The organism is Mesorhizobium sp. M2A.F.Ca.ET.043.05.1.1 (assembly GCF_003952445.1).
GTDB lineage: Bacteria > Pseudomonadota > Alphaproteobacteria > Rhizobiales > Rhizobiaceae > Mesorhizobium.
On sequence record NZ_CP034446.1, the window covers coordinates 3,673,225 to 3,700,010 of the forward strand.

Below are 26,786 nucleotides of genomic sequence, written 5' to 3' on the forward strand. Positions count from 1 at the left end.
ACACTATCAGTTTGTAGTACGAAGGGTCTCGAACAGGAACCAGACCCGCTGCTCGGCTTCGTCGATCCAGTTCTCGAGCAGGCTCGCGCTCGCAACGTCGCCGTGCTCGTCGCAAAGATCGTGCATGGCGCGCATGCGGGCGACCAATGTGCCATTGTCCTCGCGCAGCTCCGCCAGCGCCTCGTGCGGCTGGACGAAGTCGGCATCGTTGTCCAGGAACCGCTGGCGGCGCGCGATATCACCGGTCGAGCGGATGGTGGTGCCACCGAGCTTGCGCACCCGCTCGGCCAGCGGATCGGTCACGGCCAGAATCTGATCGGCTTGGTCATCGAGAAGCAGGTGGTAATCGCGGAAATGCGGTCCTGACATGTGCCAGTGGAAGTTCTTGGTCTTGATGTAAAGCGCGAATATGTCGGCCAGCAGGACCGTGGCCGCGGTCGAGATCTCGTGTACCGCCTCGTTGGAAAGACCTGATCGGGTGTGCAATGCCGCGCTCATGCGCGATTTGGGGCTGTCTTCCATGGTTGAATACTCCTCGGTTGCATTGAGTTGGCGCCGCTCGAACCGATTGGGTTCAATGGTCGTTGTTGGCGAAGATCCTATCAAAGCCCTCGCGCGAAGCGTCGTCGTCATGCTGACCTCCGCACGGACCGGGCGCTCCTCACTGGCTCGGGGGCGCTGCCCGTCCACGGCTCATTCCGTCTTGTCAAATTCGTCTCGTCATTCGGTGTGGGCGCTGTCCAAAGGCGCCTCGATGCTTGCCTTTTCAGGTGGACGGACGGATGCGAAGAGACTTAAGGCGCCCAACGCGACTGGAACGGCAAAGCACCAGGTGCGCGACAGCAGGAACGCAACGGCCGCAGCAGCACAACCAAGCGCGAAGGCCAAGACGCTGGCGCTCATCCGCTTTAGCCTTTCCTTGACCGGCTTGAGGTCGCCCTGCGCCAGGCCGCCGATCAGATCTGCCAGGTCAAGCATGATCTGCGTCGTCGTGCCGGTCATGAGCGTCGTGGGCGGCATCTTGGATAAATGAACACGGTGAAAGGCGTTCTGGATCGCCATCGCCGCCACCAGGATCATGCCAGCGGCGAACGCCGCGAGGCTGCTGCCGTCGTCGAAGGGGCCGTGGACCTCGGCAAAGGTGGCGGCGATAGCGAAGAGAACGAGCTTCAACCACAGCAGAACGGTCATGACAGACTTCCGGCTGCGCTCGAGCCACTGGCTTAGGAGCCGCACCAGCATGATGACCATGCAGAAGACCGGCAGCGCCACCAGCTTGGAGAGCGCGCCACCGGTCCCGAGCGCGATCGATGCTCCAAGGGTCACGAAGTTGCCGGTGACATGGGCCGTGAACAGCCCGGCAAGCGCAACGAAGCCAACAGTGTCGACATATCCACCGTTGAAGCTCAGCAGGATGGGAAGGGGCAACCTCGGCAATGTTCATCTCCTCGAAGATCGGCGCCGGCCTACCGCCGGATCTCCATTGCCGGCAGGACGCGGCGTGGCGAAACGAATTCCGCCACGCCTCTGTGCGCGAACTGCCCTCAGGTCAGCCCTTGATGAAGGCCAGCAGGTCGGGGTTGATGACATCCGCGTGGACGGTCAGCATACCGTGCGGATACCCTTCGTAGATCTTGAGCGTGCCGTTCTTCAGAAGCTTCACGGAGAGCTTGGCCGAATCGTCGATCGGCACCACCTGGTCGTCGTCGCCGTGCATGACGAGCGTCGGGACCGTGATCCGCTTGAGGTCCTCGGTCTGATCCGTCTCCGAGAACGCCTTGATGCCGTCGTAATGGGCCTTGGCACTGCCCATCATGCCCTGAAGCCACCAGTTCTGGATAACGCCTGGGTAGACCTTCGCGTTCGGCCGGTTGAAGCCATAAAACGGGCCGGTGGGGAAATCCAGGAAGAACTGGGCCCGGTTGGAGGCGACGCCGGCGCGGACTCCGTCGAGGACCTCGAGAGGAAGCCCGCCCGGATTGGATTCCGTCTTCAGCATGAGCGGCGGCACGGCGCTGACGAGGACAGCCTTGGCGACGCGACCTTGCGGCTCGCCGAACTTGGCGACATAGCGCGCCACCTCACCGCCGCCGGTGGAATGGCCGATGTGAACGGCATTCCTCAGGTCGAGAGACTCGACCACGGCCGAGGCGTCGGCGGCATAGTGGTCCATATCGTGGCCACCGGAGACCTGGGAGGAACGCCCATGGCCGCGACGGTCATGAGCGATCACGCGAAAACCATGGTTGACGAAGAACAGCATCTGGGCATCCCAGTCGTCCGACGACAGCGGCCAGCCATGGTGGAACATGATCGGCTGGGCGTCTTTGGGACCCCAGTCCTTGTAGAAGATATCGACGCCGTCCTTGGTCGTGACGAAGCTATGGGTCATGGCATGAGTTCCTTTGCTCTGGTTGGAGGACGATTTTTTCATCGCGAAGGCCGGCACGGCCAGCGCGAGCGAAACGGTCGCGCCCGCTACAAGGGCTTGCCGGCGCGAAAGATGGAGTGCATCGAGGTTTGTCATCTCAAATTCCTATTTGCCGAGCGGCTGGGTCCAAGCGGTATTCTCGCCGGTCCCGACGATCCTCTCAGATGAGCTCCGGACTGGCTTGTCCAACCCGATCGCGTTTTGAACAAAGACAACTGGAATATCGGCCGCGCTGGGCCGAGGGCCGTGTGACGCGTCAGCAGGTCGTTGATTGCGAACAGGGCGAAGCTTGCTGCGCAGACCGAAGGATGCGCGAAAAAGGGACCGTTCATCGCCAACTGCCCGCCTATTCCGGCTGGCATCGTCCAGAAGCGGAGCGCGATTGAGGTGGCGGGTACCGCTGAGGCGGCCGGCAAGATCGCCGCGGCCCTGCGAAATATTCGCGAAATGACGAGCGCCGGCATCGCGAATTCGAAATGACTGCGCTGACTGCGAAGGCGGCACCGGATGAAGTCATCATCTCTTTGATGATGTCGCGGCATTGAGGAGCTTGATGAGCGACCGCCGGATGTTGGCGTGTCTGCTTAAAGCGCGTCGCGATCCTTCGGATTCGCTCCATGCGCTTCAGGGTCTTCGGTGTTACGCAGGTCTTTATCCCGAAACCGGTTCCCACTTTCGGGAGACATGCTTTAGTACCGCTGGTTTCGCCGCCACGCGCCCGGAGGCGTGCCCGTTTCGCGGGCGAAGATGCGGGTGAAATGGCTCTGATCGGTGAAGCCGCAGCTCCGGGCGATCTCCACAAGCGACAGGTTCGAGTTGAGAAGCAGTCCGCGGGATTTTTCGACCCGTCTTTTCATCAACCACTGATGCGGGGTCTTGCCGGTGGTTTCGCGGAAGGCGCTTGTGAAGACCGCCGACGAGAGACCGCACGCTGAAGCCAGATTGTCGATCGAGATATTGCCGTTCAGTCGGCTGTCGATCATTTCGACGACCGTGGCAACGCGCCGCGAGGACAGCGCATATCGTCGACCGGGCGGCGCAGGCTCGCCGGCGCCGTATCTCTGCAGGATATGGGTCCCGATGGCGACTGACATCTGATCGATGAACAAGGCACTTGGTTTGCTCGGTTGCGGGCTCGTCGAGAAGAGCGCTCCGAGCAGGCCTGCAAGAACGGGATCCGCGTCATGCACCCCACGCGAGAGGTCGACCCGGCTCGATTCGCCTTCCCGGTCCGCGATGCGCGCGAGCGCGGCGTTTGTCACTTCCAGCAGCACGAAGTCGAAAGATCCGCGCAGGTCGGCCTTGTAGTGCTCGGAGAAGTCGCGAACATAGACGCTGTTCTCACCGAAATCGTGATCGGTCGCGCTGTTTCCCTTGAAAACCGTGCGCCTGTGACCGCCCGTTCCCGAAAGCCCGATCAGGAAACCCCTGTTCGTCGCCGGCGTCTCCACCCGACCGATCGCAGCCGAGTCCGATGTCTTCTGGTAGAAAGTCATGAAGTCGCCGACGATCTGGCGATCACTCTGCAGCTTTGACAACGGGCAGCCGAGACCGTCCAGCGCACCGCGCGCATGCCGCTCGTTTGGAGACTGGTTGTGCGTTTCTGGCATGTCGAGCCACAGCTCCATCTTTCGGCCAACGCTCGAACGCGGCCCGGCCTCTTGCACCGTCGATCGCATGAATGTTTGCCGCTTCACGAATGCATCGAAATCGATCTCGGCAGATTCGAACCCTGTCGGAACGCGCAACGCCTGTATTGTCGAAAAGTCTCGTTGCTGGGATACTGTTGCCGTGCCCTGTGCTCCAGCGCCAAGGAGCGAGCGTGTCGAAGGACCCTCCGCCGTCCAACCGCAACATGGACTATCTCCGCGTGAAGAGCGCGAAGACCATCGAGTCGTCTGTTCTCGACAAAGGAACCGTGACGGCGACTCGCTTGACGAGAGGCAGCCCCGGTCACGGTTATGTGCGGCAGGCGGTCATTGAAGATGCCTTCATGATCTCGGTTCAACTCCGCGATTACCGCGGCCAGTTGTGGATCGACGGAAGATGGATTGATTTTCCAATCGGCCGTGCGGGCAACTTTACACTCTATGACCACAAGCGTGAGACGGAGGCAGACCTGCAGACCGCCTTCGATTGTATCAACCTCTATATCCCACGCCCGGCGCTCGATGCCTTGCAGGAGGATTTAGGTTCGGGGCAGATCGAAGCCCTCAACGTGGCGCCCGGCGCCGACACAGACGATCCGGTCGTCCGCGGCCTCGCGCATGCTTTGATCCCGGCCTTCGAGCAGCCGGCACAAACGAGCCGCCTGTTCCTCGACCACATGGGACTTGCTCTCACATCGCATATGGCGATCGAATACGGTGAGGCCGACGCTTCGAGGCTTCACCACAGCGGCGTGCTCGCCCCGTGGCAGCTACGTCGTGCCATGGAGCTCGTCGACGCCCACTCGAACGGCAATGTTACACTGGTGGAGCTCGCAGGTGCGTGCGGCCTCTCGGTCAGTTATTTCACACGATCCTTCAAGCGCACCACGGGCATGACGCCTCATCGCTGGCTGCAGAAGCGTAACATCGAGAAGGTCAAGGATCGAATGCGAAAGTCCGGCGCTTCTCTCGCAGAGATCTCGATCGCTTGTGGCTTCGCGGACCAGAGTCACATGACGCGTGTTTTCCGCCGGCTTATCGGCATGACGCCAGCCGGTTGGCGTAGGCAGATCGGCGGTTGACCGGCATCCGACGGTCTATTTCTTTTCGCCCGGATCCAGGTCGGCGAAGGTTCGACGGAAGCGTCCCGGCGAAACGCCAACGTGGTCAGAGAAAACACGCGTCAAGTGGCTCTGGTCCGCGAAGCCGCAGACGATCGCGATTTCGGCAATAGGCATATCGAGGCGCAGCAAATCCTTGGCTCGGGCGATTCTATACTCGGTCAGCCAGCGATGGGGCGTCCGGCCGAAGCTCTGTTTGAAGGCCTTGATGAAATAGCTGCGTGAGAGCTCGCAAGCTGCCGCGAGCTCGGCGATAGAAAAGGAGGCGTTAACATGGCCGACCAGAAATTCGGTGGACCTTTTCTCCTGCCAGGGCGCCAGGACACCTTTCTTGCGGGATGGAAAATAAACGCCGCCGTAGCTCTGGATCAGATGCGCCAGCATCGCCAGATTGATTTGCTCGAGGAAGAGCGGATGCGCCTCCTGCGGGTGTTCAAGCGAAGGAATCAGCGCACGTGCGAGCCCCAGCATGACGTCGTCGTTGGTCCCAGGTGGACAGGACAAGGTCCGGTACTCGGGCCGCCCGGCGTCTTCCGCGAAAGAATGCAGTGAAGAGAAGGGAACCCGGAAGCGAACTTTGTCGAAGGGCGAAAGATACTGACACTGCCACTGGTAGCGCAGGTCGTTGATCATGAGGTCGCCGCTCCGGCGTCCGCCATCAAAAAGAAGTTTGCCGTCGCGCCAGACCTTTTGCCGCTCAAGGTCTCTCAGTTGCACAGTTACGTTGAATGCCTCGCCGCTGGAAACGGGCTCCATCCTGTCGAGATTGCCGGCATCATCGAAGGTGCGTGCGATCTCGACGTCGCCGACTGTCAGCGACGGCACCGTCGGTGCTGCCGAAGGCTGTCCGTCAGCAAGCTTCTCTGGGGAAGCCGATGACATCAGACCAAGTCCTCGAAAGCCCCGGGCGGTGCAATTCTATCGTCCGCAGCTTTTGGCGTCACGAACCGATACCGTGAAGACCGACCGAGAAATGACCTCATCGCAATGTCCTTCCAACAAGCCCGGGCCAGGGCGCAAACCCCTTCCGGATCAGTGATACAAGCCCCTTCGCCAATCGCCCGGCGTCATCCCCGTCTGTTTGAGAAACGTATCGTTGAATTGCAACTCGTCGGCAAAGCCGCATCGCGCGGCGATCTCGGCCATCGTAAGCCGTCGGTCGCGGAGATAGTCCTTGGCCTGATCCACCCGGAGCAGGGCCAGCCATTGCTCGGGCGCGATGCCGACCGTGGCGCTGAAAGCTTCGACGAAGTCGGAAGCCAGCATCCCGACCTTCGCTGCGACCTCCGCAATCGTTACGCTCTTCCTCAAATGGTCGGTCATGAACTCCTTGGCATCCTTCTCCTGCCAAACCGTGAGCGGCGCCTCGTCACTGTCCAGCACCTTTCTCTCGTAATGCTGCATGAGGTGGATGCAGACGGCGATGGCGATCGGACGCAGCATGTCGTCGACCGAGTTGCCCTGCCGTTCGAACAGCGGCAGCAAGGCGCAGCCGATGTTCCAAATGATTCGCTCCCCTGAACCCCGGAGGCAGCGCAGGGGTGCGGCTTCCGGGGCATGGGGAATGCTGGCGACCTCACTGAAGAGCCCGTACGGCAGGTGAAAGGCGAGTGCGTCGAGGTCGCTATGGAGCCGAATTGAAGCGCCCTCATGCAAGTCGACGAGGCACACGGAAGCTTTCCTGTAGCGTCGCACCACAGTCTCCATGCCGCCGGCCATGATATCGCAATGCTCGGCATCGCGCATGTAAAGCAACATGAAATACGCGGGCTGGGCCGGGAGATGGATCGCCAGAGAATTGTCGGCGCCCACCGGACAGCAGAGATGCGTCACTGAGAAGCACTCGTTGCGAAGCGGCCGTATGGACATGAACGGAGCGGTCGAAACTCCGAAATGGCGGCCAACTTGAGCATCCATCGACGCATCCTGATGCACATCTTTCTCCTCACCTGCGATTGCGCGCTTCCTGGCTCCATGGACGCTGTCTCATCGGCACGGTGGCGCTGCCTCCCACGGAAGCCAACGCCCGGCCGGTCCAAGATCCACAAGTAAGCTGACCTATCGGCTCATCCAGCATGCAAACACCCCATTATACGCGGCACGACAGGTCAATCTTGTACGAGATGCTCTCGCTTTGTCGAATCCGCCATGCGCCGGTCATGTAAGCATCGACCGGCGGCCTGACAGCGGCCGAATCCTGATGACAGGGGATCGAAGAAAGTCAGCGAGGTTTTTGCTGATCGAGTCGATGAAATGAAGAAGGTTTGGGCTGGCATGCCCAAGAACTACCAAGACAATATGATGAGGGAATGCCAGGACGCGGCGATGAGCAAGCCTTACGCCGTGTTCTGCGAGAAGCTCAGGGCGCTGGGCGGCGCCAACAAATAATTCATGCAGGACGGGGGAGTAACTCTCTTCCCGTCCCTGATTGCCGCTGAAAGATGAGGGGCGGCGTTCACCACTGAAAACCGCTATCTCTGCGGATGGCCTCGCCAATCCAGAATGCGCGCACGCAATGAGGCTGGTGCGGCGGAATCCCAGCGCAGGCGGAAATTATTGTCCGACATAATGCAATCCTGAAGTCTCGACGTTTTCAAAAACTCTTCATGCCGTCGGAACACACTGGCGCATGATTTGTTTCACAGGTGTTGGTTCGGCACGGGCCCGCGCCCGTTCGATTGTGTCCTGTCGGACACCGATGAAAGGCAGTGAGGCACCCGCCGTTTCACCTTGAGGCAATCCCGACGGTCGGCCGAATTCCAACCGACGGCGGACAATGTAAAGACCGTCGGGGCTGTCAGAGGCTTTCTCAGGGCCGACGACATCGGCACGCTCACCGGAAGGAGTTGACGGCATGTCCAACGCGCATCGCACGGTCGTCGATGTCGTCGCCGACGGGTTGGTTCGGCACGGCGTGGGGTTCATCCTGAGCCAGAGCGTGCCGACCGCGCTGGTTCTTGCCTGCGAGGATCGTGGAATCCGCAACATCACCTATCGCCAGGAAAACATGGGTGGGGCCATCGCTGATGGCTTTGCGCGCATTTCCGGACGTGTGCCGGTGTTCATCTGCCAGAACGGCCCCGCTGCAGCATTGGCGGTCGCGCCGCTCGCCGAGGCGACAAAAGCTGGCAGCCCGATCATCGCAATCATGCAGGAGGTGGATCGCTCTCACATCGGCAGGAATGCCTTCCAGGAATATGACCACAAGGCGCTGTTCGCCCCGGTAACCAAGTGGTTCCATCTTCTCGAAAGCGCCGACGGCGTCGAAGATCATCTCGATCGAGCGTTCATCGCTGCTGCCAGTGGCAAGCCGGGCCCGGCCGTGCTGATGCTGCCAGTTGATTTGCACAAGACTGAAGCCAGAAAGCCGGGGCACCGTGAAATGCAGCTCGGCACATGGCCGGTCGACCGGCCACGCCCCGATGACACAGCGATCCGCACAGCGGCGCGGCTCGTCGACCGCGCACGCCTGCCGGTCGTCATCGCGGGCGGCGGCGTGCATGGCTCGGGCGCATGCGAGGCGTTGCTGCGCTTCGCCGAGAAGGCCGCTGCGCCTTCCGCGACAACCAATATGGGCAAAGGCGCCATTTCCGAGACGCATCCGCTCGCCATGGGTGCGATAGGAAATCTCACCGGTCCTGGCGGGCTCGGCCACCACACCAAATGCATCGTACAGGATGCCGATCTGGTTCTGCTCGTCGGCAACCGGAGCAACGAGGACGGAACCGACCGATGGTCGCTGATCCCAGACACGGCAGGCGTGATCCATATCGACATCGACCCGCAAGAGATTGGCCGCAACTACGAAGCGACGTGCCTCCTCGGCGACGCTCGCGCCACGCTCGATGCGCTCACAGGCGCGCTGGGCAGCCACAACCGGGATCTGCGCGCGATCGAACGCCGCATCGCCGATGCCTGGGCGATGTTCGAGCGGGAACGCGCGCCTCTGATGTCCGACGCCGAGCCAATCCGCGCCGAGCGCGTTCTCGCGGCGATCCAAAAGCGCTTGTCTCCGAAAACCGTCGTCGCAGGGGATGCCAGCTATTCGTCGAATTGGATTGCAGGCCAGCTTCGCACCGGCCATGCCACAACACGCATCATCTCGCCACGGGGTCTGGCCGGCCTCGGATGGGGCTTCCCGCTCGCCCTCGGCGCCAAGCTGGCGCGCCCCGATGCAGAGGTGATCGTTGTGGTCGGTGATGGCGGTTTTGCGCATGCCTGGGCGGAGCTGGAAACCGCGGTGCGGGCCGGCATCAAGGTAACGGTGGTCGTGCTCAACAATCGCGTGCTTGGCTATCAGAAGGATGCCGAGACGGCGAAGTTCGGCCGCTACACCAGCTCCGGACACCTTGGCCAGGTCGACCATGCGGCAATCGCACGCGCCTGCGGCGGCCATGGCGAGACTGTGGAGCGCGCACGCGACCTCGACACCGCTTTCGATCGAGCGGCAAAGTCCTCCACGGTGGCGCTGATCGACGTGCTGACCGATCCCGGCGGCCATCCGCCGATATCGATTTATGACGGGACGCTCGACCATCTTGAGAATGGGCGGGTTATCCAAGAGCCGGTGCCTTAGACGAGATGGACGTGTCGCTTACGATGAGATGGCTCAGGCCCGTCAAGCAGCCCGAAGGAGCGTAAACCATGCCCCAACAGGCCCTCCGCACCTGCCGCACGACCGAACTGGAAATCGCCTATGAGGTCACGGGACCCACTGACGGCCGGCCGCTCGTTCTTGTCCATGGCTGGCCGGACGACGCGCGCTGCTGGGACAAGGTGATCGAGAGACTGGGCGGCGCAAATTTCCGAATTTATCGGCCTTACTTGCGCGGCTCCGGCCCAACGCGGTTCTTGCGCGACACCACGATGCGCAGCGGGGCGATCGCCGCCCTCACGCTCGATCTCGCGCAGTTCCTCGACGTCCTCGACCTCAACCGCGTCGTGGTCGGAGGTTATGATTGGGGTGCGCGTGCGGCCTATGGTGTAGCGGCGCTGTTTTCGCAACGGGTGGTCGGCGTTGTCGCTGCAGCGGCGGGCTATGCCACCGCGATTCCGGCGAGCCAGATGCCCTATGAGTTGGCGCGCGCTTACTGGTACGAGTGGTACGTCAACACGGCGCATGGCGAGAAGGCGTACCGCGAGGATCGCAAGCGGCTCTGCCAGTATCTGTGGGAAAGCTGGTCACCGCCATGGCCAAACCGAGACGCTGAATTCGAAGAGACAACCGCTTCCCTCGACAATGCCGACTGGCCCGAAGTCAGCATTCACGCGTATCGGCAGCGGTGGCACGATGCCAAAGGAGCCCCAGAGCACGAGGAGATAGAGCGCCATCTGGCGGAGCCGCCCGTGATCAGCATGCCGACCATCATGCTGCAGGGCGCAGATGATCGGGATAACCTGCCATTCACCTCGGAGCACAAGGAACGCTACTTCAGCGGCGGCTATGAACGGCGACTTCTTCCTGGCATTGGTCACTTTGTGCCACGCGAGGCGCCGCAAGCGTTCGCCGATGCAATCCTAGAAGTCTCGAGATAATCCGACGGCCCTGTGTCGTCGATTGACCGGCACCCATCGTATGTATCGAGATCTATCGCAAACCCGCAATTCCCTTTGGTACCCTCTCCTATCCCGCGCCACGCCAGGGTACTCTCCCTCACTCCCACTCGATGGTGCCTGGCGGCTTGGATGTCACGTCGTAGACGACGCGGTTGATGCCCTTGACCTCATTGATGATGCGGGTGGCGGCGGCGCCGAGGAAGTTCATGTCGTAGTGGTAGAAGTCGGCCGTCATGCCGTCGACGGAGGTCACGGCGCGCAGCGCGCAGACGAACTCGTAGGTGCGGCCGTCGCCCATGACGCCGACGGTCTGTACCGGCAGAAGCACGGCGAAAGCCTGCCAGATGGCGTCGTAGAGGCCGGCCTTGCGGATCTCGTCGAGATAGATGGCGTCGGCCTCGCGCAGGATCTCCAGCTTCTCGCGCGTGATGCCGCCCGGGCAGCGAATGGCAAGCCCCGGGCCTGGGAAGGGATGGCGGCCGATGAAGCTGTCGGGCAGGCCAAGCTCCTTGCCCAGCGCCCTCACCTCGTCCTTGAACAGTTCGCGCAGCGGCTCGACCAGCTTCATGTTCATGCGCTCAGGCAGGCCGCCGACATTGTGGTGCGACTTGATCGTCACCGACGGGCCGCCTGAGAAGGAAACGCTTTCGATGACATCGGGATAAAGCGTGCCCTGCGCCAGGAAATCGGCGCCGCCGAGCTTCTTCGCCTCTTCCTCGAACACCTCGATGAACAGCCGACCGATGGTCTTGCGCTTCTTCTCCGGATCGGCCTCGCCTTCCAGCGCCGAGATGAAGCGGTCGGACGCATCGACCAGGATCAGCGGCAGGTTGTAGTGCTGGCGGAACATCTCCACCACGCTTTGCGCCTCATCCTTGCGCATCAGGCCGTGGTCGACGAGGATGCAGGTCAGCTGGTCGCCGACCGCCTCGTGGATCAGAAGCGCGGCGACCGAGGAGTCTACGCCGCCCGAAAGCGCGCAGATCACCTTGCCCTTGCCGACCTGCTTGCGGATCGTTTCGACCGCGTGCTCGCGATAGGCGCGCATCGTCCAGTCGCCCTCGATGCCGGCGATGTTGTGGACGAAGTTTCTCAAGAGCCTCGCGCCGTCCGGCGTATGCACCACTTCGGGATGGAACATGATGCCGTACATCTTGCGCTCGATATCGCCGAAGATGGCGAAGGGCGAGCTTTCCGACTTGCCGAGCACCTTGAAGCCCGGCGGCAATTCGATGACCCGGTCGCCATGGCTCATCCACACCTGGTGGCGCTGGCCAGGCGCCCAGAGGCCCTCGAACAGCGGGCTCTCCTTCTCGATCTCGACGAAGGCGCGGCCGAACTCGCGATGGTTGGAGCTTTCGGCGACGCCGCCCATCTGCACGCAGAGCGCCATCTGGCCGTAGCAGATGCCGAGCACCGGCACGCCGGCGTCGAAGACGATCTGCGGCGCGCGCGGGCTGCCGATGTCGGTGGTCGAGGCCGGACCGCCCGACAGGATCACCGCTTTGGGATTGATGCGCTTGAAGGCCGCTTCGGCCGATTGGAACGGCACGATCTCGGAAAAGACGCCGGCCTCGCGGACGCGGCGGGCGATGAGCTGCGTGAACTGGCTGCCGAAATCGACAATCAGTACGGTGTCGGAGTTATTGGCTGTCGTCGTCATGGCGAGCCTTTAGAGAAAGAAACGAGTCGGCGCAATGGGTTGCGCGCTGCGGCCTTCCGTCCTTTTGCGCCTATGCCAGTCGGATCGCGCCGGATTCGATCGCCTGTTCCAGCAAGCCGATGGCCGCGGCCAGCTTCTCATCGATGACGTGCAGATATTCCGTCCAGTCGTTGACGTGCCTGAGATCGGCCGCGCCGTCGGAAATGCCGCGCAGCCCAATCAGCGGCACGCCGAAGAGCTGGCAGGCGCGCAGGCAGGCGAAGGTCTCCATGTCGACCATGTCGGCATCGATGGCGTCATAAGCGGCGCCGGAGACGATCGCGCCGCCGGTAGAGAGCGAGGCGGTCTTGATGCCGGGGATGACGAAAGGCAGCGGCACCGTCACCGGCAGGTCGAGGAAAGGCGTCGCCCCCTTCTCGAAGCCGAGCGGCGAAGCGTCCATGTCGCGATAGCTCACCGACCCGGCCTGGTAGATTTCGGTCTGTTCCAGCTCGCGGCTGCCGGCCGAGCCCAGCGAGACGATCAGGTCCGGGAGCGCTCCTTCGGCCTTCAACGCCGCGAGTTCGGCGCTCAGCCGCACAGCAGCCTCGACCGGACCGACACCAGTCATCAGCGGCGTGAACAGGTTTTTCAGGTGCGGGCCGTATTCGGCCTCCACCGCCATCACGAAGAGAACGGATTTTTGCGACAGGCGCGACATTTCGACGGTCATGGCGGCTCCACCCCTGTTTGTTACCACTACGAAAAGGAAAGCGGCAACGCCGTCTGCCGGCCCTTTGCTATGGCTCCGGGCGTTCGTCGCTCGAAAGCCCATTTGGGGCTGTTCGTCCGCTGCGCGGACCGCTCCTCACCCCTCGATCCCGTCGCGGCCGACCACTGTCATCATCGTGCCGGTCATTGTGGCAATCAGCTTGGCCTCGCCGTCGGCGGCAAACGCGTAGGCCTGGCCGTCTGCGACGATGATGGTGCGGCCGGGCTTCGTCACGGAGCCGCGGAACAGGAAGCGCTCGCCCCTGCCCGGCGCCAGCAGGTTGACCTTGAACTCGATGGTCAGCACGCCGGAATTTTCCGGCATCAGCGAAAAGGCCGCGTAGCCGCAGGCCGAGTCCAGCGCGGTGGAAATGACGCCGGCATGCAGGAAACCGTGCTGCTGGGTGAGCGAGGCGGAATACGGCATCTCGATCTCGATGATGCCGGGCGTCACCAGCGTCAGCTCCGCGCCGATGGTGGCCATGGCTTTCTGCCGGGCAAAGGACGTCCTGACGCGTTCCTCGAAGTCGGGAGCGGGTACGATCTTTGCTGCCATGGTCTCCGCCTCACGTTTTGCTGGCGAAGCTTATTGCAGAGGCAGGCAGCACAGGCAATCTTTTATGTTGCAGCGCAACAAAATCGCGCGGCCTCTCAGGCCGCCCTGCGCAAGGCGTGGAAATAAAACCCGTCAGTGCCAGTCAGCGCCGGCGACAGCGAGACACCACCGTTGCCGGCAATGCGCGCGGCTCCTTCATGGCCGGGGAAGCGGCTGTCCCAGAGCTGGCGGTGATCGACCGGCGCAAAGCCTGCATGGCGTTCGCGGAACGCCGCGACCTGCTCGCCGTTTTCGGCGTCGAACACCGAGCAGGTGATATAGACCAGCAGGCCGCCCGGCCTGACGAAGGCCTGGGCCGTATCGAGGATCGCCTGCTGCTCTGCCTTGCGGGCATCGAGCTGCCGCTCGGTCAATCGCCATTTGGCGTCCGGGCGGCGACGCCAGGTGCCGCTGCCGGTGCAGGGCGCATCGATCAGCACGAGGTCCATATGACCTGAAAGGGGCGCAAGCTCCGCCGGCTTGCTGACGATCTGGATGTTGCGGTTATGCGAACGGCGGATGCGCTCGAAGATCGGCGCCAGCCGCACCTTCTCCGCGTCATGGGCGAAGAGCTGGCCTTTGTTGTCCATCTCGGCCGACAGCGCCAGCGTCTTGCCGCCGGCGCCGGCGCAATAGTCGAGCACCTGCATGCCGGGCTCGGCGCCCGCGAGCGCCGCGGCGAGCTGCGAGCCCTCGTCCTGCACTTCGAACCAGCCTTTCTGGAAAGCGGGCTCGGCCTGCACGTTAGGATGTCTGCCGTCGCCATCGATGGGCGGGATACGGATGCCATGCGGCGCGATCGCCGCGGGTGCCGCGCCGGTGCCCTGCAACTCGGCCAGCACCTTGGCACGGTCGGCCTGGAGCGTGTTGACCCTGAGATCCAGCGGAGGGCGCAGCGCCAGGGCGGCGCCCTCCTCGACCCATGCGTCGCCATAGGCTTGCTCGAGCAGCGGCGCGCACCAATCCGGGATATCGGCGCGCACGGCCTCGGGCGCGTCGGCAAGCCTGCGCTCGGTCGCCGCCTTCAATTCGGCGGCGCTGAGCAGCGGCGGTGCGAACTTGTCGCCATCGAGCGCATCGTTGAGCGACTGCGCCGTTTGCCCCCACTCCAAGAGAAGCGCGCCGAAGCCGATGGCGCGCGGCGTGTCCTCGTCGAACAGCCAGCCGGCCGAGCGTTTGCGGCGCAGCGCGTCATAGACGATGTTGCCGATCGCGGCGCGATCGCCGCCGCCGGCGAAGCGATGCGAGAGGCCCCAGTCGCGCAGAGCGTCGGCCACCGGCCGGTGGCGCCGGCCGATGTCTTCAAGAACCTCTATGGCCGCCGCCAGCCTTCCGCCCAATCGCATCCCGTTTTCCGTAGCTCCTGCAAATCGGTTCCAGCCGCTCTTAAAGCCTTTCAGGCCAGGATTGAAACAATTCTATTCGGCTTGCCGGTGAAACAGGGTTTCAGCGCGACGCAATTTCCCCAAACGGTTTTCGATCGCAAGCGGCGCTACGGAAAAAACAAGAACAATCAACCAGAATATGAAAGATCTCTAATGTACTTACCTGACATACACAAGCAAGCCTACCGGCTTAATCTCTCAGCTTTCCAAGTGTTTCCGGCGGGAATACTCTTCTGGCGGTGATTCGCGACGCGGGAAACGTGATTTCGGCGGATCGTATGAGGAGAGGGCAATGAAGACTTATCTGGCAGAAGTTCTCGGCACGTTTTTGTTGGTGTTCATCGGCACGGCCTCCGTGGTCACGGGCGGTTTCGGCGGCGCGCTGCCGCTCGGACAGGAAGGCATCGGCCTGGCGTTCGGCATCGGCCTGATCGCCGCAGCCTATGCGATCGGCCCGATCTCGGGCGCGCATCTCAATCCGGCGGTGACGCTGGGCGTGTTCCTGGCAGGGCGGATGCCGGCCAAGGACGTCATTCCCTACTGGATCGCGCAGATCATCGGCGCCATCATCGCCTCGCTGGCGCTGTGGATCATCGTTTCCGGCCAGGCCGGCGGCCACACCGGCGGCTTCGGCGCCAATGGCTGGGACGAGGCGAAATGGGGCGTGAGCTCGGCGTTCCTGTGGGAGCTGATCGGCACCTTCACCTTCGTCACGGTGATCCTCGGCGTCACCAATGCCAAGCACACCACCGCCTTTGCCGGCCTGGTGATCGGCCTGACGCTGGCCGGCCTGCACTTCGCCATCATCCCGGTTACCGGCACGTCGCTCAACCCAGCGCGCTCGATCGGCCCGGCGCTGTTTTCGGGGGGCGCCGCGCTCAGCCAGCTCTGGCTGTTCATCGTCGCGCCGCTGATCGGCGGGGCGATTGCCGGCGTCGTCGCCAAGGCCGGCATCTTCGAAAAAGACTGAATCGGTCTTTTCGTTTGAAGCAATTCCGGACGGAAAACCGCAGAACACTTTTCCTGGAATTGCTTCGGTCGAGAAACGCAAAAAGGCGCGGGCATGACCCGCGCCTTTTTTCTTGAGAGGTACGACCTTACTTCGCGATGTCGAAGCGGTCGGCGTTCATCACCTTGGTCCAGGCCTTGACGAAGTCCTTGACGAATTTCGCCTTGGCGTCGCTTGAACCATAGACCTCGGAGAGCGCGCGCAGCTGCGCGTGCGAGCCGAAGATCAGGTCGGCGCGGGTGCCGGTCCACTTCACTTCCCTGGTCTTGCGGTCACGCGCTTCGTAGACTTCGTCGGAACCCGGCTCGGAGCCGGCCGCCGGATCCCAGACGGTCGCCATCGAGAGCAGGTTGACGAAGAAGTCGTTGGTTAGCTGTCCCGGCCTGTCGGTTAAGACGCCATGCTTCGAACCGCCGGCATTGGCGCCGAGCACGCGCAGGCCGCCGACCAGCACGGTCATTTCCGGCGCCGTCAGCGTCAGCAGCTGGGCGCGGTCGACCAGCATCGCCTCGACCGACATCGGCAGCCTGCCGCGGGCATAGTTGCGGAAGCCGTCGACCTTCGGCTCGAGCGGCGCGAAGGAGTGGACGTCTGTCTGCTCCTGCGAAGCGTCCATACGGCCCGGCGTGAAGGGCACCTTGACCTCGGTGCCGCCGTCCTTCGCCGCCTTTTCAACCGCGGCGGCGCCGCCAAGCACGATGAGATCGGCAATCGAGACCTTCTTCTCGCCGGTCTGGGCCGCGTTGAACTCCTTCTGGATGGCTTCCAGTTTGCCCAGCACCTTGGCGAGCTGAGCCGGCTCGTTGACTTCCCAGTCCTTCTGCGGGCTCAAGCGGATGCGGCCGCCATTGGCGCCGCCGCGCTTGTCCGAGCCGCGGAAGGTCGAGGCCGAGGCCCAGGCGGTCGAGACCAGCTCGGAGACCGAAAGGCCGGACGCCAGGATCTTGGCCTTGAGCGATGCAATGTCGGCCTCGCTCACCAGCTCATGGTCGATGGCTGGGATCGGATCCTGCCAGATCAGCTCTTCCTTCGGCACGAGCGGGCCGAGATAGCGCACGACCGGGCCCATGTCGCGATGGGTGAGCTTGAACCAGGCGCGAGCGAAGGCATCGGCGAACTGTTCCGGATGCTCATGGAAGCGGCGCGATATCTTCTCATAGGCCGGGTCGAAACGCAGCGCGAGGTCGGTGGTGAGCATGGCCGGCGCGTGGCGCTTGGAGGGATTGTGCGCGTCCGGAACCGTGCCGGCGCCGGCGCCGCCCTTCGGCGTCCACTGATGGGCGCCGGCCGGGCTCTTCGTCAGCTCCCATTCATAGTTGAAGAGGTTGTCGAAGAAGTTGTTGCTCCACTTGGTCGGCGTCGTCGTCCAGGTGACCTCGAGACCCGAGGTGATGGCGTCGCCGGCGATGCCGGAGGCATATTTGCTCGACCAGCCGAGGCCCTGCGCCTCGATGCCGGCGCCTTCCGGCTCGGCGCCCACCAGCGAGGCATCGCCCGCGCCATGCGTCTTGCCGAAGGTATGGCCGCCGGCGATCAGCGCCACGGTTTCCTCGTCGTTCATCGCCATGCGGCCGAAGGTCTCGCGGATGTCGCGCGCCGCCGCGACCGGATCGGGCTTGCCGTTCGGCCCTTCCGGGTTGACGTAGATCAGGCCCATCTGCACGGCGCCGAGATGGCCTCGAAGCTCACGATCGCCCGAATAGCGCTCGTCGCCGAGCCACTTCGCTTCGGAGCCCCAGTCGACGTCCTGCTCCGGCTCCCAGACATCGGCGCGGCCGCCGGCAAAGCCGAAGGTCTTGAAGCCCATGGATTCCAGCGCGACGTTGCCGGTGAGGATCAGAAGGTCGGCCCAGGAGATCTTGCGGCCGTATTTCTGCTTGACCGGCCACAGCAGCCGGCGCGCCTTGTCGAGGTTGGCGTTGTCCGGCCAGCTGTTCAGCGGCGCGAAACGCTGCTGACCGGCACCGGCGCCGCCGCGGCCGTCACCGATGCGATAGGTGCCGGCGCTGTGCCAGGCCATGCGGATGAAGAGCGGCCCATAATGGCCGAAGTCGGCCGGCCACCAGTCCTGCGAATCCGTCATGACCTTGTGCAGGTCCGCGATCACCGCGTCGAGGTCGAGGGTCGCGAACTCCTTGGCGTAGTCGAAGTCTTCGTCCATCGGGTCGGACAGGTTCGACTGCTGGTGGAGAACGGAAAGGTCGAGCTGGTTCGGCCACCAGTCGCGGTTGGTCCGTGCGGATCCATGCGCCACCGGGCATTTGCCAGCGCTGTTGTCGTCGGTTTTCGCGTCCATCTTGGGTCTCCCGATTCTGCCGAGGTTTTGCCGTGGTTGAATTTTGCCGAGGTTGATTTTCCCGGAATTTCCCGGGGGGCAGCCATTGGCCGCGCCATCCTGGAATGATTCCAGACTAGGCCGACCGGCCGATAAAGACAAATTGCCTTTCCTGTTTCATTTGATAGGATTTTCTTATGATTGGCCTCACTGTCCGACAGATGCAATATTTCGACGCGCTGGCGCAGACGCTGCATTTCGGCCGCGCCGCGAAGCTTGCCGGCGTCAGCCAGCCGGCGCTTTCCGCGCAGATCGCCGAGATGGAAGAGCGGCTGAACTGCCTGTTGTTCGAGCGCGGCGGCAAGACGGTGCGCATGACCGACGAGGCGCTTGCCCTGCAGCCGCGTATCGAGCGCATTCTGGCCGACATACGTGACGTCGAGACGACTGCCCGGCGCGGCCGCCCGACCATGGAAGGACGTTTCCGGCTGGGCATCATCCCGACGGTCGCGCCCTACCTGTTGCCGCATGTGCTGCCGGAGCTGAAAAAGCACTACCCTTCCCTCCAGCTCGAATTGCGCGAGGCGGTGACCGCATCGCTGGTCGAGGAAGCGACATCAGGCCGGCTCGACGCCTTTATCGCGGCCTTGCCCCTCGATCAGCCGGCGATCGTCACCGAAGAGCTTTTTCCCGACCGCTTCTTCCTCGCCGTTCCCGCCGGCGATCCGGCCTTCGCCTCGCCGCCGGTGCCGCCCGAAAGCCCGGCGCTGGAGCGCCTGATGCTCTTGGAGGAAGGCCACTGCCTGCGCGAGCAGGCCTTGGCCGTCTGCGGCAATGTGCGGCCGGTGGCGATGGCAAGCTACGGCGCGACCAGCCTCACCACGCTCCTGCAGATGGTGGCGCATGGGCTCGGCGTTACGCTGGTGCCGGAAATGGCGGCAAGTGCCGCCGGCATCATGCCCGACTTGCGGATCGTGCCGTTCCAGGAGCCGATGCCGCAGCGCATGATCTGCATGGCCTGGCGGAAGAACAAGGTGCGGCAGGACGAGTGCGTGGAACTGGCGCGGATCATACGCGGGCTGGACCGGGCGGTGCTCGCGGCGTGAGCGCCTTTCAAGACGGCGCTAACCCTGCGCCCGATGCTCGGCTCGCGACACCCTTCACGGCACGAAGATCAGAAACACATAGGTGAAAAACACCACGACATGGACCATGCCGGTCAGGAACGTCGTTCTTTCGGTGCTGAAGCTCACGCTGCATATGAAAAGCGCCAAGACCAGAAGCACGGCATCGGACGCCGGAAGCCCCAGGGTCAGCCCCCTGCCGGTCAACAGGCTGGCGGCCGCGACCGCCGGTATCGTCAAACCGATCGTGGCGCAGGCCGAGCCCATCGCGACGTTCAGGCTGCGCTGCAGCTCATTCTTGAACGAGGCGCGGATCGCCGAGATGGCCTCCGGCATCAAAACGAGCGCCGCGATCAATGCCCCCACGATGCTGTCGGCCTGGGTCACCTGGTAGGCGGCGAGCGCGTCCTCCACGCTCGCGGCGACCTGCTCGGCGAGCAGGACAATGCCGATGAGCCCACTCAACAGCAGCAGGGCGCTGACGGAAATGCTGTCGTGGGAGGCGGTTCGCATCGGTGCGTCGTGTGCCTCCTGGACGAAGTCCTCCCGGTGACGGACGGTCTGGGCGAACACGAAGCTCGCATAGAGCAGCACCGAAAGGACGCTCACGAAACCAAGCTGAGCCGCCGAAAACGTGCCGGGGTCCGTGGCTCGTGTGTAGGTCGGAAGAATGAGCGTCATCACGGTCAGCGCGATCAGAACCGACAGATAGGCGCTGGTGCCTTGCCGAACGATCGCCTGCTTGCGGTAGCGCCAGCCGCCAAGCGTGAGGCAGATGCCGACAACGCCGGTGGAGGTTATCATCACGGTCGAGAAGACGGATTCGCGCGCCAGCGTCGGGTTGTTCTCGCCATGCAGCATCATGGAGACGATGATCGACACTTCGATTGCCGTCACCGCAAAGGTCAGCACCAATGTTCCGTAGGGCTCGCCCACGCGCCGGGCGAGCGCCTCGGCATGGTCGAGCACGACGAAAATGGTGACGAACATGATGGCGCTCGACAGCGCTCCAACGAGGATCCTGACGTTCAGCGACCCTTCGTCAACCGAAACGCCGCTGGCCCTGACCGCGAGGGCCAGCGCCAGCGCGGCCACCGGCATCGTATAGGACGTCACCGACCGGCCGTAACCCGTCATTCATCCCCCTGGACTAACGCCATGCGCTTTCGCGACCTTAGCGGAAAACCGCGTGGGGAGCACCTCCCGGGCACCTTGCAACATTCAAAATAGGATCGGGGACCGGGCACCGTTTTGGGCGTCGAATGTCTCGATGGCCCCGCGAACCGCCGCACAGAATTTTTCCAGAAGCTCCGGCTCGTTGCCCAGCCGGCGGCGCAGCGAGAAGGGCACTTCCAGCTGTGCGCCTTTTCCCGTCAATCCGCGATTGACGATGTTCGAATCCTGGATGCCCGGAAAGGGATGGTTGTCCTTTTGCGTCTGGAAGCCGGCTTCCTGCAGGCGCCAGGCTATCTCCGAAACCAGCGCGGCGTCCTTGCCGCCCAGGTAGACCGTCGCGAGATCGTCGCGATCCTGACGGCCGTGGATGGCGACGACGGTGGACTTGGTCCGCAACAGGTCCAGCGCGGTTGCCTCATCAAAATTCCTGGACGTTATGTGCAGCTCCCGGTTGCTTTCCGGCATCAGCCCTTCAAAGCAATACATGTCGAGATCGCCGCCAGCTATCGTCTCGGTGATCAGGGAGGTGCGGGGTTCGATCTTGCCGCCATGCGGGGCCATGACAATCGCACCGCCGGTTCGCGCGCCGCGCCGGACGACGATGCGGTAATCCACGTTTTCGATCTTGGCGGCTCTCAGCGCCGCGAAATTTGGAAACTCATTGTCCATAAATGCCGTTTCACGCCGTCTTCTGCGCCACCAGCCCGAGTTCCTCCACCATCGCCTCGCGCATCAGGTATTTCTGCGGCTTGCCGGTCACCGTCATCGGCAGTTCGGTGCGGAAGCGGATGTGGCGCGGTACCTTGTAGTGGGCGATCTGGCCGGCGCAGAAGGCCTTGATTTCCTCGGCGGTCGCGATCTGGCCGGGCTTCAACACGATCCAGGCGCAGAGTTCCTCGCCATATTTGTCGTCCGGAATGCCGAAGACCTGCACTTCCTTGACCTTGGGATGGCGGTAGAGGAACTCCTCGACCTCGCGCGGATAGACGTTCTCGCCGCCGCGGATGACCATGTCCTTCACCCGACCGACGATGTTGCAATAGCCCTCGGGATCTATCGTTGCGAGGTCGCCGGTGTGCATCCAACCCTCGGCGTCAATCGCCTCGCGCGTCTTGTCGGCGTCGTCCCAATAGCCCTTCATCACCGAATAGCCGCGCGTGCAAAGCTCGCCAGGTTCCCCGACCGCAACGGTCGCGCCATCCGCGCCGATCGCTTTCACCTCGACATGCGGGTGGACGCGGCCGACGGTGGAGACGCGCTTTTCCAGCGGGTCGTCGACGCTGCTCTGGAAGGAGACCGGGCTGGTCTCCGTCATGCCATAGGCGATGGTCACCTGAGACATATTCATCAGCGACACCACCTTCTTCATCACCTCGATCGGGCATGGCGAGCCGGCCATGATGCCGGTGCGCAGGCTGGAGAGGTCGAAGCCGGCGAAATCGGCATGGTCGAGCATGGCGACGAACATGGTCGGCACGCCGTAGAGGCCAGTGCAGCGCTCCTGCGCGACCGCTTTCAGCGTCGCGCCGGCGTCAAACCCTTCGCCCGGGAAGACCATGGTCGCGCCCTTCGACACGCAGCCCATCGTGCCCATCGACATGCCGAAGCAATGGTAGAGCGGCACCGGGATGCAGAGCCGGTCATCGACGGTGAGTTTTATGGCCGAGGTGACGAAATTGCCGTTGTTGACGATGTTCGCGTGGGTCAGCGTCGCGCCCTTCGGCGCGCCGGTGGTGCCGCTGGTGAACTGGATGTTGATGGCCTCGCCTGGCTTCAGGCTCTCCGAGATGCGGTCGAGGCTGTCATGCTCGTCGCGGCCGGCCATGGCCAGCACATCGCCGAAATTGAACATGCCGGGCGAATTGTCGTCACCCATGCGGATGACGATCTTCAACGCCGGCAGCTTTTTCGCCTTGAGCTTGCCGGGCTCCGCCTTGGCGATCTCCGGCGCCAGCGTCTCGATCATGCCGAGATAATCGGATGTCTTGAATTGCGCGGCGGTGACCAGCGCCTTGCAGCCGACCTTGTTGAGCGCATATTCCAGCTCGGTCAGCCGATAGGCCGGGTTGATGTTGACGAGGATCAGGCCGATGCGGGCGGTGGCGAACTGCGTCACCAGCCATTCCCAGCGGTTCGGCGACCAGATGCCGACGCGGTCGCCCTTTTCCAGGCCGAGCGCCAGGAAACCGGCGGCAAGGGCATCGACCGCATCCGAGAGCTCGCTCCAGGTGAAGCGCTTGTCCTGACCGACGAAGACGGCGGCGTCGAGCGTGGCGTATTTGCTCACCGTGTCGGAGAACAGCTCCGGAATGGTCTTGTCGAGCAACGGCACGGAACGGTCGCCCGAGACATGCGCCTTGCCGCCCGCCGGGGCAATAAAGGTCGCGCGATGCCCGCGCAAATTGGTGGCGTTCATAAGCTCGTCGAGTTTGATCGCCATCGCCGTCTCCTCCCGGGATCATTGAGCCTATCAGCCTGCAACGGCGGTGGAAACCCGCCGAAGGTAGGGAGGGCTAAGCGACCAAGGCGCCCATTTTGGCTGCGATTTCCCGCAACCGTGCCTCATCCGCCGCGTCGCGCTGCTTCTTCGAAGCGACCAGACAGGCCTGCGACTTGAGGATCACCCCGTCACCCAGAACCTTGAGATGGTTGGCGCGCAGCGTCGAGCCGGTGGTGGTGATGTCGACGATGACGTCGGCCAAGCCGGCCGCCGGCGCGCCTTCGGTGGCGCCGAGGCTTTCGACGATGCGGTAGACCTGGATACCGTGCTTGAGCGAGAAGAACTGCTGCGTCAGCCGCCAGTATTTGGTGGCGATCCTGAGCCGCCGGCCGTGGCGCTGGCGGAAATCGGCGGCGACATCGTCAAGATCGGCCATGGTGTCGACATCGAGCCAGATGTCGGGAACGGCGACCACGACGTCGGCATGGCCGAAGCCGAGACGGGCGACGATCTCGGCGCGGGCCTCCCAATCGGCGAGGTTCTCGCGCAAAAGGTCCTCGCCGGTGATGCCGAGATCGACCGCGCCCTGGCCGATCTCTCCGGCGATCTCGGACGCGGACAGGAAGGCCACCTCGACATTGTCGATGCCGTCGATGCGGGCGCGGTATTTGCGGTCGTCCTGCGGCAAGCTGACGGCAAGGCCAGCCTTGGCCAGCGCTTCGAGAGACTGTTCCTTGAGACGGCCCTTCGACGGGATCGCCAGCGTGATCATTTGGCGTTCTCCCGCAAGGCTTCGATGCGGTCGAGCCAGACCGAGAAGCCGACGCCGGGGATCGGCTTTTTTGCTCCAAGCAGCGTCAGCAGCCGATCGTAGCGGCCGCCGCCGACAAGCGGGCGATCGCCTCCCTGGACAGCGATCTCGAAGACGAGGCCGGTGTAATAGTCGAGCGGACGACCGAAGGCGGCATCGTAGCGGATCTGCGCCGCAGATAGGCCATGCGCCTCGATCGCCTTGGCGCGGGCGGCGAAATTCTCCAGCGCCGGGCCCAGCGACAGGCCGGCATCGGCGGCGAATTTCTCCAACGCCGCGGTCGCGTCGCTGAGCGCGACGTCGATCTCGAGAAAGCCCTTCAACGCCGAGAAGGCGTCATCGGAGAGCCGCACGCTGCGCAACTGTGCTTTCTCGATCAGCCGGCGCGCAATGTCTGCCGGCGAGCGGCCGCCGGAAGCCGACAGCCCCGCTTGCTCCATGCCTTCGGCAACATGCGCGGCGAGGCCTTCCGCGTCACCGTCGAGCACCAGCAAGGCGACGGGACCGGAGAGCTGGCTGTTGCGCGGCGGATTGGCGAGATCGGCAAGGGCCGCTTCCAGCATCGGCGCCGAACCGAATGCACGGGCCAGCCGCATGCGCCAGCCGCGCGGCAGGCCAAGGGCCGCCAGCACCGCCTCGAACAGGGTTTGGTCGCCAAGCGTGATGGCGAGGTTCTGTCCAGGCAGCACCAGCGACAGCAGCGCATGCGCGTCGGCCAGCGAGCGGGCATCGGCGGCGGCGATGTCACGGTCGCCGAGATCCTCGATGCCGGCCTGGAAGAACTCGTTGCCGCCTTCGCGCCGCTGGCGGAACACTTCGCCGAGATAGGAGTAACGGCGCGGCGTGCCGGCCTGGCTGGCGATGTGGTCGAGGCAGACCGGAATGGTGAATTCGGGCCGCAGGCACAGCGTCTTGCCGGTCTCGCTCTCGGTCAGGAAGATGCGGCGGCGCAGGTCTTCGCCGGCCATGTCGAGGAACGGATCGGCCGGCTGCAGCACGGCGACTTCCACGGCGTGCGTGTCGCGGGCGGCAAAGAGTTTTGCGATGTCGGCGGCGATGGCGGGACGGGAGGTCATGCGGCACGCCCTCCCCTTCTCCCCTTGTGGGAGAAGGTGTCGCCGAAGGCGACGGATGAGGGGTGTTCCAGCGAAGTGAGACGCTGGCGTTCCCTGGAACACCCCTCATCCGTCTCGGCGCTACGCGCCGATCCACCTTCTCCCACAAGGGGAGAAGGGAAGGTCGGCGCTCTACTTCCCACGTGCCCGCTCCTCGGCCTGCGCCGCGAGTATCTTCCTCACCTCAGCCACCAGGTCACCCTCCGCCACCGTCACCTGCGCCGGCCTTGCCGCGCGCCATTCGGCGTTGTCGGTGATCTCGGCCGAGAGGCGCGCGCCTTCGATGAGGTCCTTGATCTGCACCTCGCCCTTGGCGCACTCGTCGCCGCCCTGGATGATGGCGATTGGGCTGCCGCGGCGGTCGGCATATTTCAGCTGCGCCTTCATGCCGGCGCCGCCGAGATACATTTCGGAGCGGATGCCGGCGGCGCGAAGGTCAGCGACCATCTTCTGGTAGCGGCCGAGGCTTTCGGTGTCCTTGTCCATGACCAGCACGACCACCGGGGCAATGACATCGGAGGTGTCGAGCTTGCCGAGGTTCTTCAGCGCCGTCATCAGCCGCGAGACGCCGATGGAGAAGCCGGTGGCCGGCACCGGCTCGCCGCGGAAGCGCGAGACCAGCCCGTCATAGCGCCCGCCGCCGCCAACCGAACCGAAACGCACTATCTGGCCTTCATCGTTGGGGATCTCGGCCAGCAGTTCCGCCTCGAAGACAGGGCCGGTGTAGTATTCGAGGCCGCGCACGACCGAGCGGTCCATCACGATGCGGTCTTCGCCGTAGCTCGCTGCTCTAACCAGGGCCTCGATCGTTGCGAGTTCGCCAACGCCTTCCTGATAGACGGCATTGGCATTGACGCTGGCGTCCTGGGCAGCCTGCCCGTTCCTGGCCGTTGCGAGAAGAACCGCCTCGGCTTGCGCATCCTTCAACCCGGCGCCCTTGGCGAAGTCGCCCTCGCCTTCCTTGCCGCCGTCCCAGCGCCCGGGACCGAGCAGCAGCCTGACACCTTCCGGCCCGAGCTTGTCGAGCTTGTCGATGGCGCGCAGCACCGTCAGTCGGCGGCCTGCGTTCTCATCACCACCAAGGCCGATCGCCTCCAGCACGCCGTCGAGCACCTTGCGGTTGTTGACGCGGATGACATAGTCGCCCCGCTTGATGCCGAGCGCTTCCATGACGTCGGCCATCATCATCGCCATCTCGGCGTCGGCCGCCACGCCCGGCGTGCCGATCGTGTCGGCGTCGAACTGCATGAACTGGCGGAAGCGGCCGGGACCCGGCTTCTCGTTGCGGAACACCCAGCCGGAACGGTAGCTACGATAGGGTTTTGGCAGCTTGTCGAAATTTTCCGCCACGAAACGCGCCGTCGGCGCGGTCAGGTCGTAGCGCAGCGACAGCCACTGGTCGTCGTCGTCCTGGAAGGAGAAGACGCCCTCGTTCGGCCGGTCCTGGTCGGGCAGGAATTTGCCCAGCGCGTCGGTGTATTCGATCATTGGCTGGTCGACCGGCTCGAAGCCGTAAAGCTCATAGACCGAGCGGATGGTCGCCATCATCTTCTCGACGGCGCGGATGTCTTCGGCGCTGCGGTCGGCAAAACCGCGCGGCAACCGCGCTTTGGTCTTTTCGGATTTGTCGGCCATGGGGTCGGTCTTTTCGTTAAGTAAACACTGGCTTATCGAGAGCGGGCGTGT

Annotated in this window: 24 protein-coding genes; 7 read left to right on the forward strand and 17 right to left on the reverse strand. The window is 63.6% G+C overall.

Translation table 11 applies throughout. The annotated features are described in order from the left end of the window. Positions 1-6: 6 nt before the first annotated feature. From EJ069_RS18005 to EJ069_RS18015, 3 genes are all read right to left on the reverse strand, one after another. A complete protein-coding gene (locus EJ069_RS18005; RefSeq protein WP_126064782.1) occupies positions 7-522 on the reverse strand; it encodes a DNA starvation/stationary phase protection protein in 516 nt (171 codons plus the stop codon). A 198-nt stretch (positions 523-720) separates the two neighbouring features. After that, complete coding sequence (locus tag EJ069_RS18010; protein ID WP_126062451.1) at positions 721-1,437, reverse strand: YoaK family protein; 717 nt, start codon at positions 1,435-1,437, stop codon at positions 721-723. 112 nt (positions 1,438-1,549) lie between these two features. Continuing rightward, positions 1,550-2,527 carry an alpha/beta hydrolase gene (locus EJ069_RS18015; RefSeq protein ID WP_126062452.1) on the reverse strand — a complete coding sequence of 326 codons (978 nt, stop codon included), beginning with the start codon at positions 2,525-2,527 and terminating at the stop codon, positions 1,550-1,552. Between the two features lie 171 nt (positions 2,528-2,698). Here EJ069_RS18015 and EJ069_RS18020 point away from each other — a divergent pair, with 171 nt between their 5' ends. Then, positions 2,699-2,911 carry a hypothetical protein gene (locus tag EJ069_RS18020; RefSeq protein ID WP_126062453.1) on the forward strand — a complete coding sequence of 71 codons (213 nt, stop codon included), beginning with the start codon at positions 2,699-2,701 and terminating at the stop codon, positions 2,909-2,911. A 209-nt stretch (positions 2,912-3,120) separates the two neighbouring features. Here the strand turns inward: EJ069_RS18020 and EJ069_RS18025 are convergent, their stop codons facing one another. Next, the gene (locus EJ069_RS18025; protein ID WP_245456160.1) at positions 3,121-4,179 is read right to left on the reverse strand and encodes an AraC family transcriptional regulator; all 1,059 of its coding nucleotides are present in this window, start codon (positions 4,177-4,179) and stop codon (positions 3,121-3,123) included. Positions 4,180-4,253: 74 nt separating this feature from the next. Between EJ069_RS18025 and EJ069_RS18030 the strand changes: the two genes are divergently transcribed. Continuing rightward, a complete protein-coding gene (locus tag EJ069_RS18030; RefSeq protein ID WP_245456162.1) occupies positions 4,254-5,162 on the forward strand; it encodes an AraC family transcriptional regulator in 909 nt (302 codons plus the stop codon). A 15-nt stretch (positions 5,163-5,177) separates the two neighbouring features. Here the strand turns inward: EJ069_RS18030 and EJ069_RS18035 are convergent, their stop codons facing one another. Both EJ069_RS18035 and EJ069_RS18040 read right to left on the reverse strand, forming a co-directional pair. Continuing rightward, on the reverse strand, positions 5,178-6,083 hold the full coding sequence (locus tag EJ069_RS18035) for an AraC family transcriptional regulator (RefSeq protein WP_126062454.1): 906 nt from the start codon (positions 6,081-6,083) through the stop codon (positions 5,178-5,180). Between the two features lie 150 nt (positions 6,084-6,233). Beyond that, the gene (locus tag EJ069_RS18040) at positions 6,234-7,136 is read right to left on the reverse strand and encodes an AraC family transcriptional regulator (protein WP_126062455.1); all 903 of its coding nucleotides are present in this window, start codon (positions 7,134-7,136) and stop codon (positions 6,234-6,236) included. A gap of 318 nt (positions 7,137-7,454) precedes the next feature. Between EJ069_RS18040 and EJ069_RS33775 the strand changes: the two genes are divergently transcribed. The 3 genes from EJ069_RS33775 to EJ069_RS18050 all read left to right on the forward strand — a co-directional run bounded on the left by EJ069_RS33775 (position 7,455) and on the right by EJ069_RS18050 (position 10,736). Further along, positions 7,455-7,589, forward strand: a complete 135-nt coding sequence (locus EJ069_RS33775; protein ID WP_281059988.1) for a hypothetical protein — start codon at positions 7,455-7,457, stop codon at positions 7,587-7,589. 466 nt (positions 7,590-8,055) lie between these two features. Next, entirely contained in the window at positions 8,056-9,777 is a 1,722-nt protein-coding gene (locus tag EJ069_RS18045) for an acetolactate synthase catalytic subunit (protein WP_126062456.1), read from the forward strand. 68 nt (positions 9,778-9,845) lie between these two features. Then, a complete protein-coding gene (locus EJ069_RS18050; RefSeq protein WP_126062457.1) occupies positions 9,846-10,736 on the forward strand; it encodes an alpha/beta hydrolase in 891 nt (296 codons plus the stop codon). Between the two features lie 118 nt (positions 10,737-10,854). Here the strand turns inward: EJ069_RS18050 and guaA are convergent, their stop codons facing one another. The 4 genes from guaA to EJ069_RS18070 form a co-directional block, all read right to left on the reverse strand. Next, the gene (guaA, locus tag EJ069_RS18055) at positions 10,855-12,420 is read right to left on the reverse strand and encodes a glutamine-hydrolyzing GMP synthase (protein WP_126062458.1); all 1,566 of its coding nucleotides are present in this window, start codon (positions 12,418-12,420) and stop codon (positions 10,855-10,857) included. Between the two features lie 70 nt (positions 12,421-12,490). Continuing rightward, the gene (locus tag EJ069_RS18060; RefSeq protein ID WP_126062459.1) at positions 12,491-13,132 is read right to left on the reverse strand and encodes a 5'-methylthioadenosine/S-adenosylhomocysteine nucleosidase; all 642 of its coding nucleotides are present in this window, start codon (positions 13,130-13,132) and stop codon (positions 12,491-12,493) included. A 135-nt stretch (positions 13,133-13,267) separates the two neighbouring features. Further along, positions 13,268-13,726 (reverse strand): PaaI family thioesterase, encoded by a 459-nt coding sequence (locus tag EJ069_RS18065; protein ID WP_040997552.1) that lies wholly within the window; start codon positions 13,724-13,726, stop codon positions 13,268-13,270. 95 nt (positions 13,727-13,821) lie between these two features. Then, a complete protein-coding gene (locus EJ069_RS18070; protein WP_126062460.1) occupies positions 13,822-15,111 on the reverse strand; it encodes an RsmB/NOP family class I SAM-dependent RNA methyltransferase in 1,290 nt (429 codons plus the stop codon). Between the two features lie 331 nt (positions 15,112-15,442). Between EJ069_RS18070 and EJ069_RS18075 the strand changes: the two genes are divergently transcribed. Continuing rightward, the gene (locus EJ069_RS18075; RefSeq protein WP_126062461.1) at positions 15,443-16,120 is read left to right on the forward strand and encodes an MIP family channel protein; all 678 of its coding nucleotides are present in this window, start codon (positions 15,443-15,445) and stop codon (positions 16,118-16,120) included. A 127-nt stretch (positions 16,121-16,247) separates the two neighbouring features. On the opposite strand, the gene katG is transcribed toward EJ069_RS18075, so the two are convergent. Beyond that, positions 16,248-18,455: a catalase/peroxidase HPI gene (katG, locus tag EJ069_RS18080; protein WP_126062462.1), complete on the reverse strand. Its 2,208-nt coding sequence runs from the start codon at positions 18,453-18,455 to the stop codon at positions 16,248-16,250. Between the two features lie 176 nt (positions 18,456-18,631). On the opposite strand from katG, the gene EJ069_RS18085 reads away from it, so the two are divergent. Next, the gene (locus EJ069_RS18085) at positions 18,632-19,540 is read left to right on the forward strand and encodes a hydrogen peroxide-inducible genes activator (protein ID WP_126062463.1); all 909 of its coding nucleotides are present in this window, start codon (positions 18,632-18,634) and stop codon (positions 19,538-19,540) included. A 54-nt stretch (positions 19,541-19,594) separates the two neighbouring features. Here EJ069_RS18085 and EJ069_RS18090 read toward each other — a convergent pair whose 3' ends face one another. The 6 genes from EJ069_RS18090 to hisS form a co-directional block, all read right to left on the reverse strand. Then, on the reverse strand, positions 19,595-20,695 hold the full coding sequence (locus EJ069_RS18090) for a calcium:proton antiporter (protein ID WP_126062464.1): 1,101 nt from the start codon (positions 20,693-20,695) through the stop codon (positions 19,595-19,597). Positions 20,696-20,779: 84 nt separating this feature from the next. Further along, complete coding sequence (locus tag EJ069_RS18095; RefSeq protein ID WP_126062465.1) at positions 20,780-21,403, reverse strand: poly-gamma-glutamate hydrolase family protein; 624 nt, start codon at positions 21,401-21,403, stop codon at positions 20,780-20,782. A 10-nt stretch (positions 21,404-21,413) separates the two neighbouring features. Further along, positions 21,414-23,174: an AMP-binding protein gene (locus tag EJ069_RS18100; RefSeq protein ID WP_126062466.1), complete on the reverse strand. Its 1,761-nt coding sequence runs from the start codon at positions 23,172-23,174 to the stop codon at positions 21,414-21,416. 73 nt (positions 23,175-23,247) lie between these two features. After that, entirely contained in the window at positions 23,248-23,946 is a 699-nt protein-coding gene (hisG, locus tag EJ069_RS18105; protein WP_126062467.1) for an ATP phosphoribosyltransferase, read from the reverse strand. Then, positions 23,943-25,061, reverse strand: coding sequence for an ATP phosphoribosyltransferase regulatory subunit (locus tag EJ069_RS18110; protein ID WP_126062468.1), 1,119 nt, complete (start codon positions 25,059-25,061; stop codon positions 23,943-23,945). The genes hisG and EJ069_RS18110 overlap by 4 nt, the downstream gene beginning before the upstream one ends. 171 nt (positions 25,062-25,232) lie before the next feature. Continuing rightward, positions 25,233-26,735, reverse strand: coding sequence for a histidine--tRNA ligase (hisS, locus tag EJ069_RS18115; protein ID WP_126062469.1), 1,503 nt, complete (start codon positions 26,733-26,735; stop codon positions 25,233-25,235). Positions 26,736-26,786 lie beyond the last annotated feature (51 nt).

What these genes read in the sequence shown, in the direction of transcription:
- EJ069_RS18110 (WP_126062468.1), bottom strand. Translation starts at nt 25,061, where the DNA reads ATGACCTCCCGTCCCGCCATCGCCGCCGACATCGCAAAACTCTTTGCC.
- EJ069_RS18050 (WP_126062457.1), top strand. Translation starts at nt 9,846, where the DNA reads ATGCCCCAACAGGCCCTCCGCACCTGCCGCACGACCGAACTGGAAATC.
- EJ069_RS18065 (WP_040997552.1), bottom strand. Translation starts at nt 13,726, where the DNA reads ATGGCAGCAAAGATCGTACCCGCTCCCGACTTCGAGGAACGCGTCAGG.
- EJ069_RS18085 (WP_126062463.1), top strand. Translation starts at nt 18,632, where the DNA reads ATGATTGGCCTCACTGTCCGACAGATGCAATATTTCGACGCGCTGGCG.
- EJ069_RS18090 (WP_126062464.1), bottom strand. Translation starts at nt 20,695, where the DNA reads ATGACGGGTTACGGCCGGTCGGTGACGTCCTATACGATGCCGGTGGCC.
- EJ069_RS18095 (WP_126062465.1), bottom strand. Translation starts at nt 21,403, where the DNA reads ATGGACAATGAGTTTCCAAATTTCGCGGCGCTGAGAGCCGCCAAGATC.
- EJ069_RS18100 (WP_126062466.1), bottom strand. Translation starts at nt 23,174, where the DNA reads ATGGCGATCAAACTCGACGAGCTTATGAACGCCACCAATTTGCGCGGG.
- EJ069_RS18070 (WP_126062460.1), bottom strand. Translation starts at nt 15,111, where the DNA reads ATGCGATTGGGCGGAAGGCTGGCGGCGGCCATAGAGGTTCTTGAAGAC.
- EJ069_RS18060 (WP_126062459.1), bottom strand. Translation starts at nt 13,132, where the DNA reads ATGACCGTCGAAATGTCGCGCCTGTCGCAAAAATCCGTTCTCTTCGTG.
- EJ069_RS18045 (WP_126062456.1), top strand. Translation starts at nt 8,056, where the DNA reads ATGTCCAACGCGCATCGCACGGTCGTCGATGTCGTCGCCGACGGGTTG.
- EJ069_RS18075 (WP_126062461.1), top strand. Translation starts at nt 15,443, where the DNA reads ATGAAGACTTATCTGGCAGAAGTTCTCGGCACGTTTTTGTTGGTGTTC.
- EJ069_RS33775 (WP_281059988.1), top strand. Translation starts at nt 7,455, where the DNA reads ATGAAGAAGGTTTGGGCTGGCATGCCCAAGAACTACCAAGACAATATG.
- EJ069_RS18015 (WP_126062452.1), bottom strand. Translation starts at nt 2,527, where the DNA reads ATGACAAACCTCGATGCACTCCATCTTTCGCGCCGGCAAGCCCTTGTA.
- hisG (WP_126062467.1), bottom strand. Translation starts at nt 23,946, where the DNA reads ATGATCACGCTGGCGATCCCGTCGAAGGGCCGTCTCAAGGAACAGTCT.
- EJ069_RS18005 (WP_126064782.1), bottom strand. Translation starts at nt 522, where the DNA reads ATGGAAGACAGCCCCAAATCGCGCATGAGCGCGGCATTGCACACCCGA.
- katG (WP_126062462.1), bottom strand. Translation starts at nt 18,455, where the DNA reads ATGGACGCGAAAACCGACGACAACAGCGCTGGCAAATGCCCGGTGGCG.
- guaA (WP_126062458.1), bottom strand. Translation starts at nt 12,420, where the DNA reads ATGACGACGACAGCCAATAACTCCGACACCGTACTGATTGTCGATTTC.
- EJ069_RS18035 (WP_126062454.1), bottom strand. Translation starts at nt 6,083, where the DNA reads ATGTCATCGGCTTCCCCAGAGAAGCTTGCTGACGGACAGCCTTCGGCA.
- hisS (WP_126062469.1), bottom strand. Translation starts at nt 26,735, where the DNA reads ATGGCCGACAAATCCGAAAAGACCAAAGCGCGGTTGCCGCGCGGTTTT.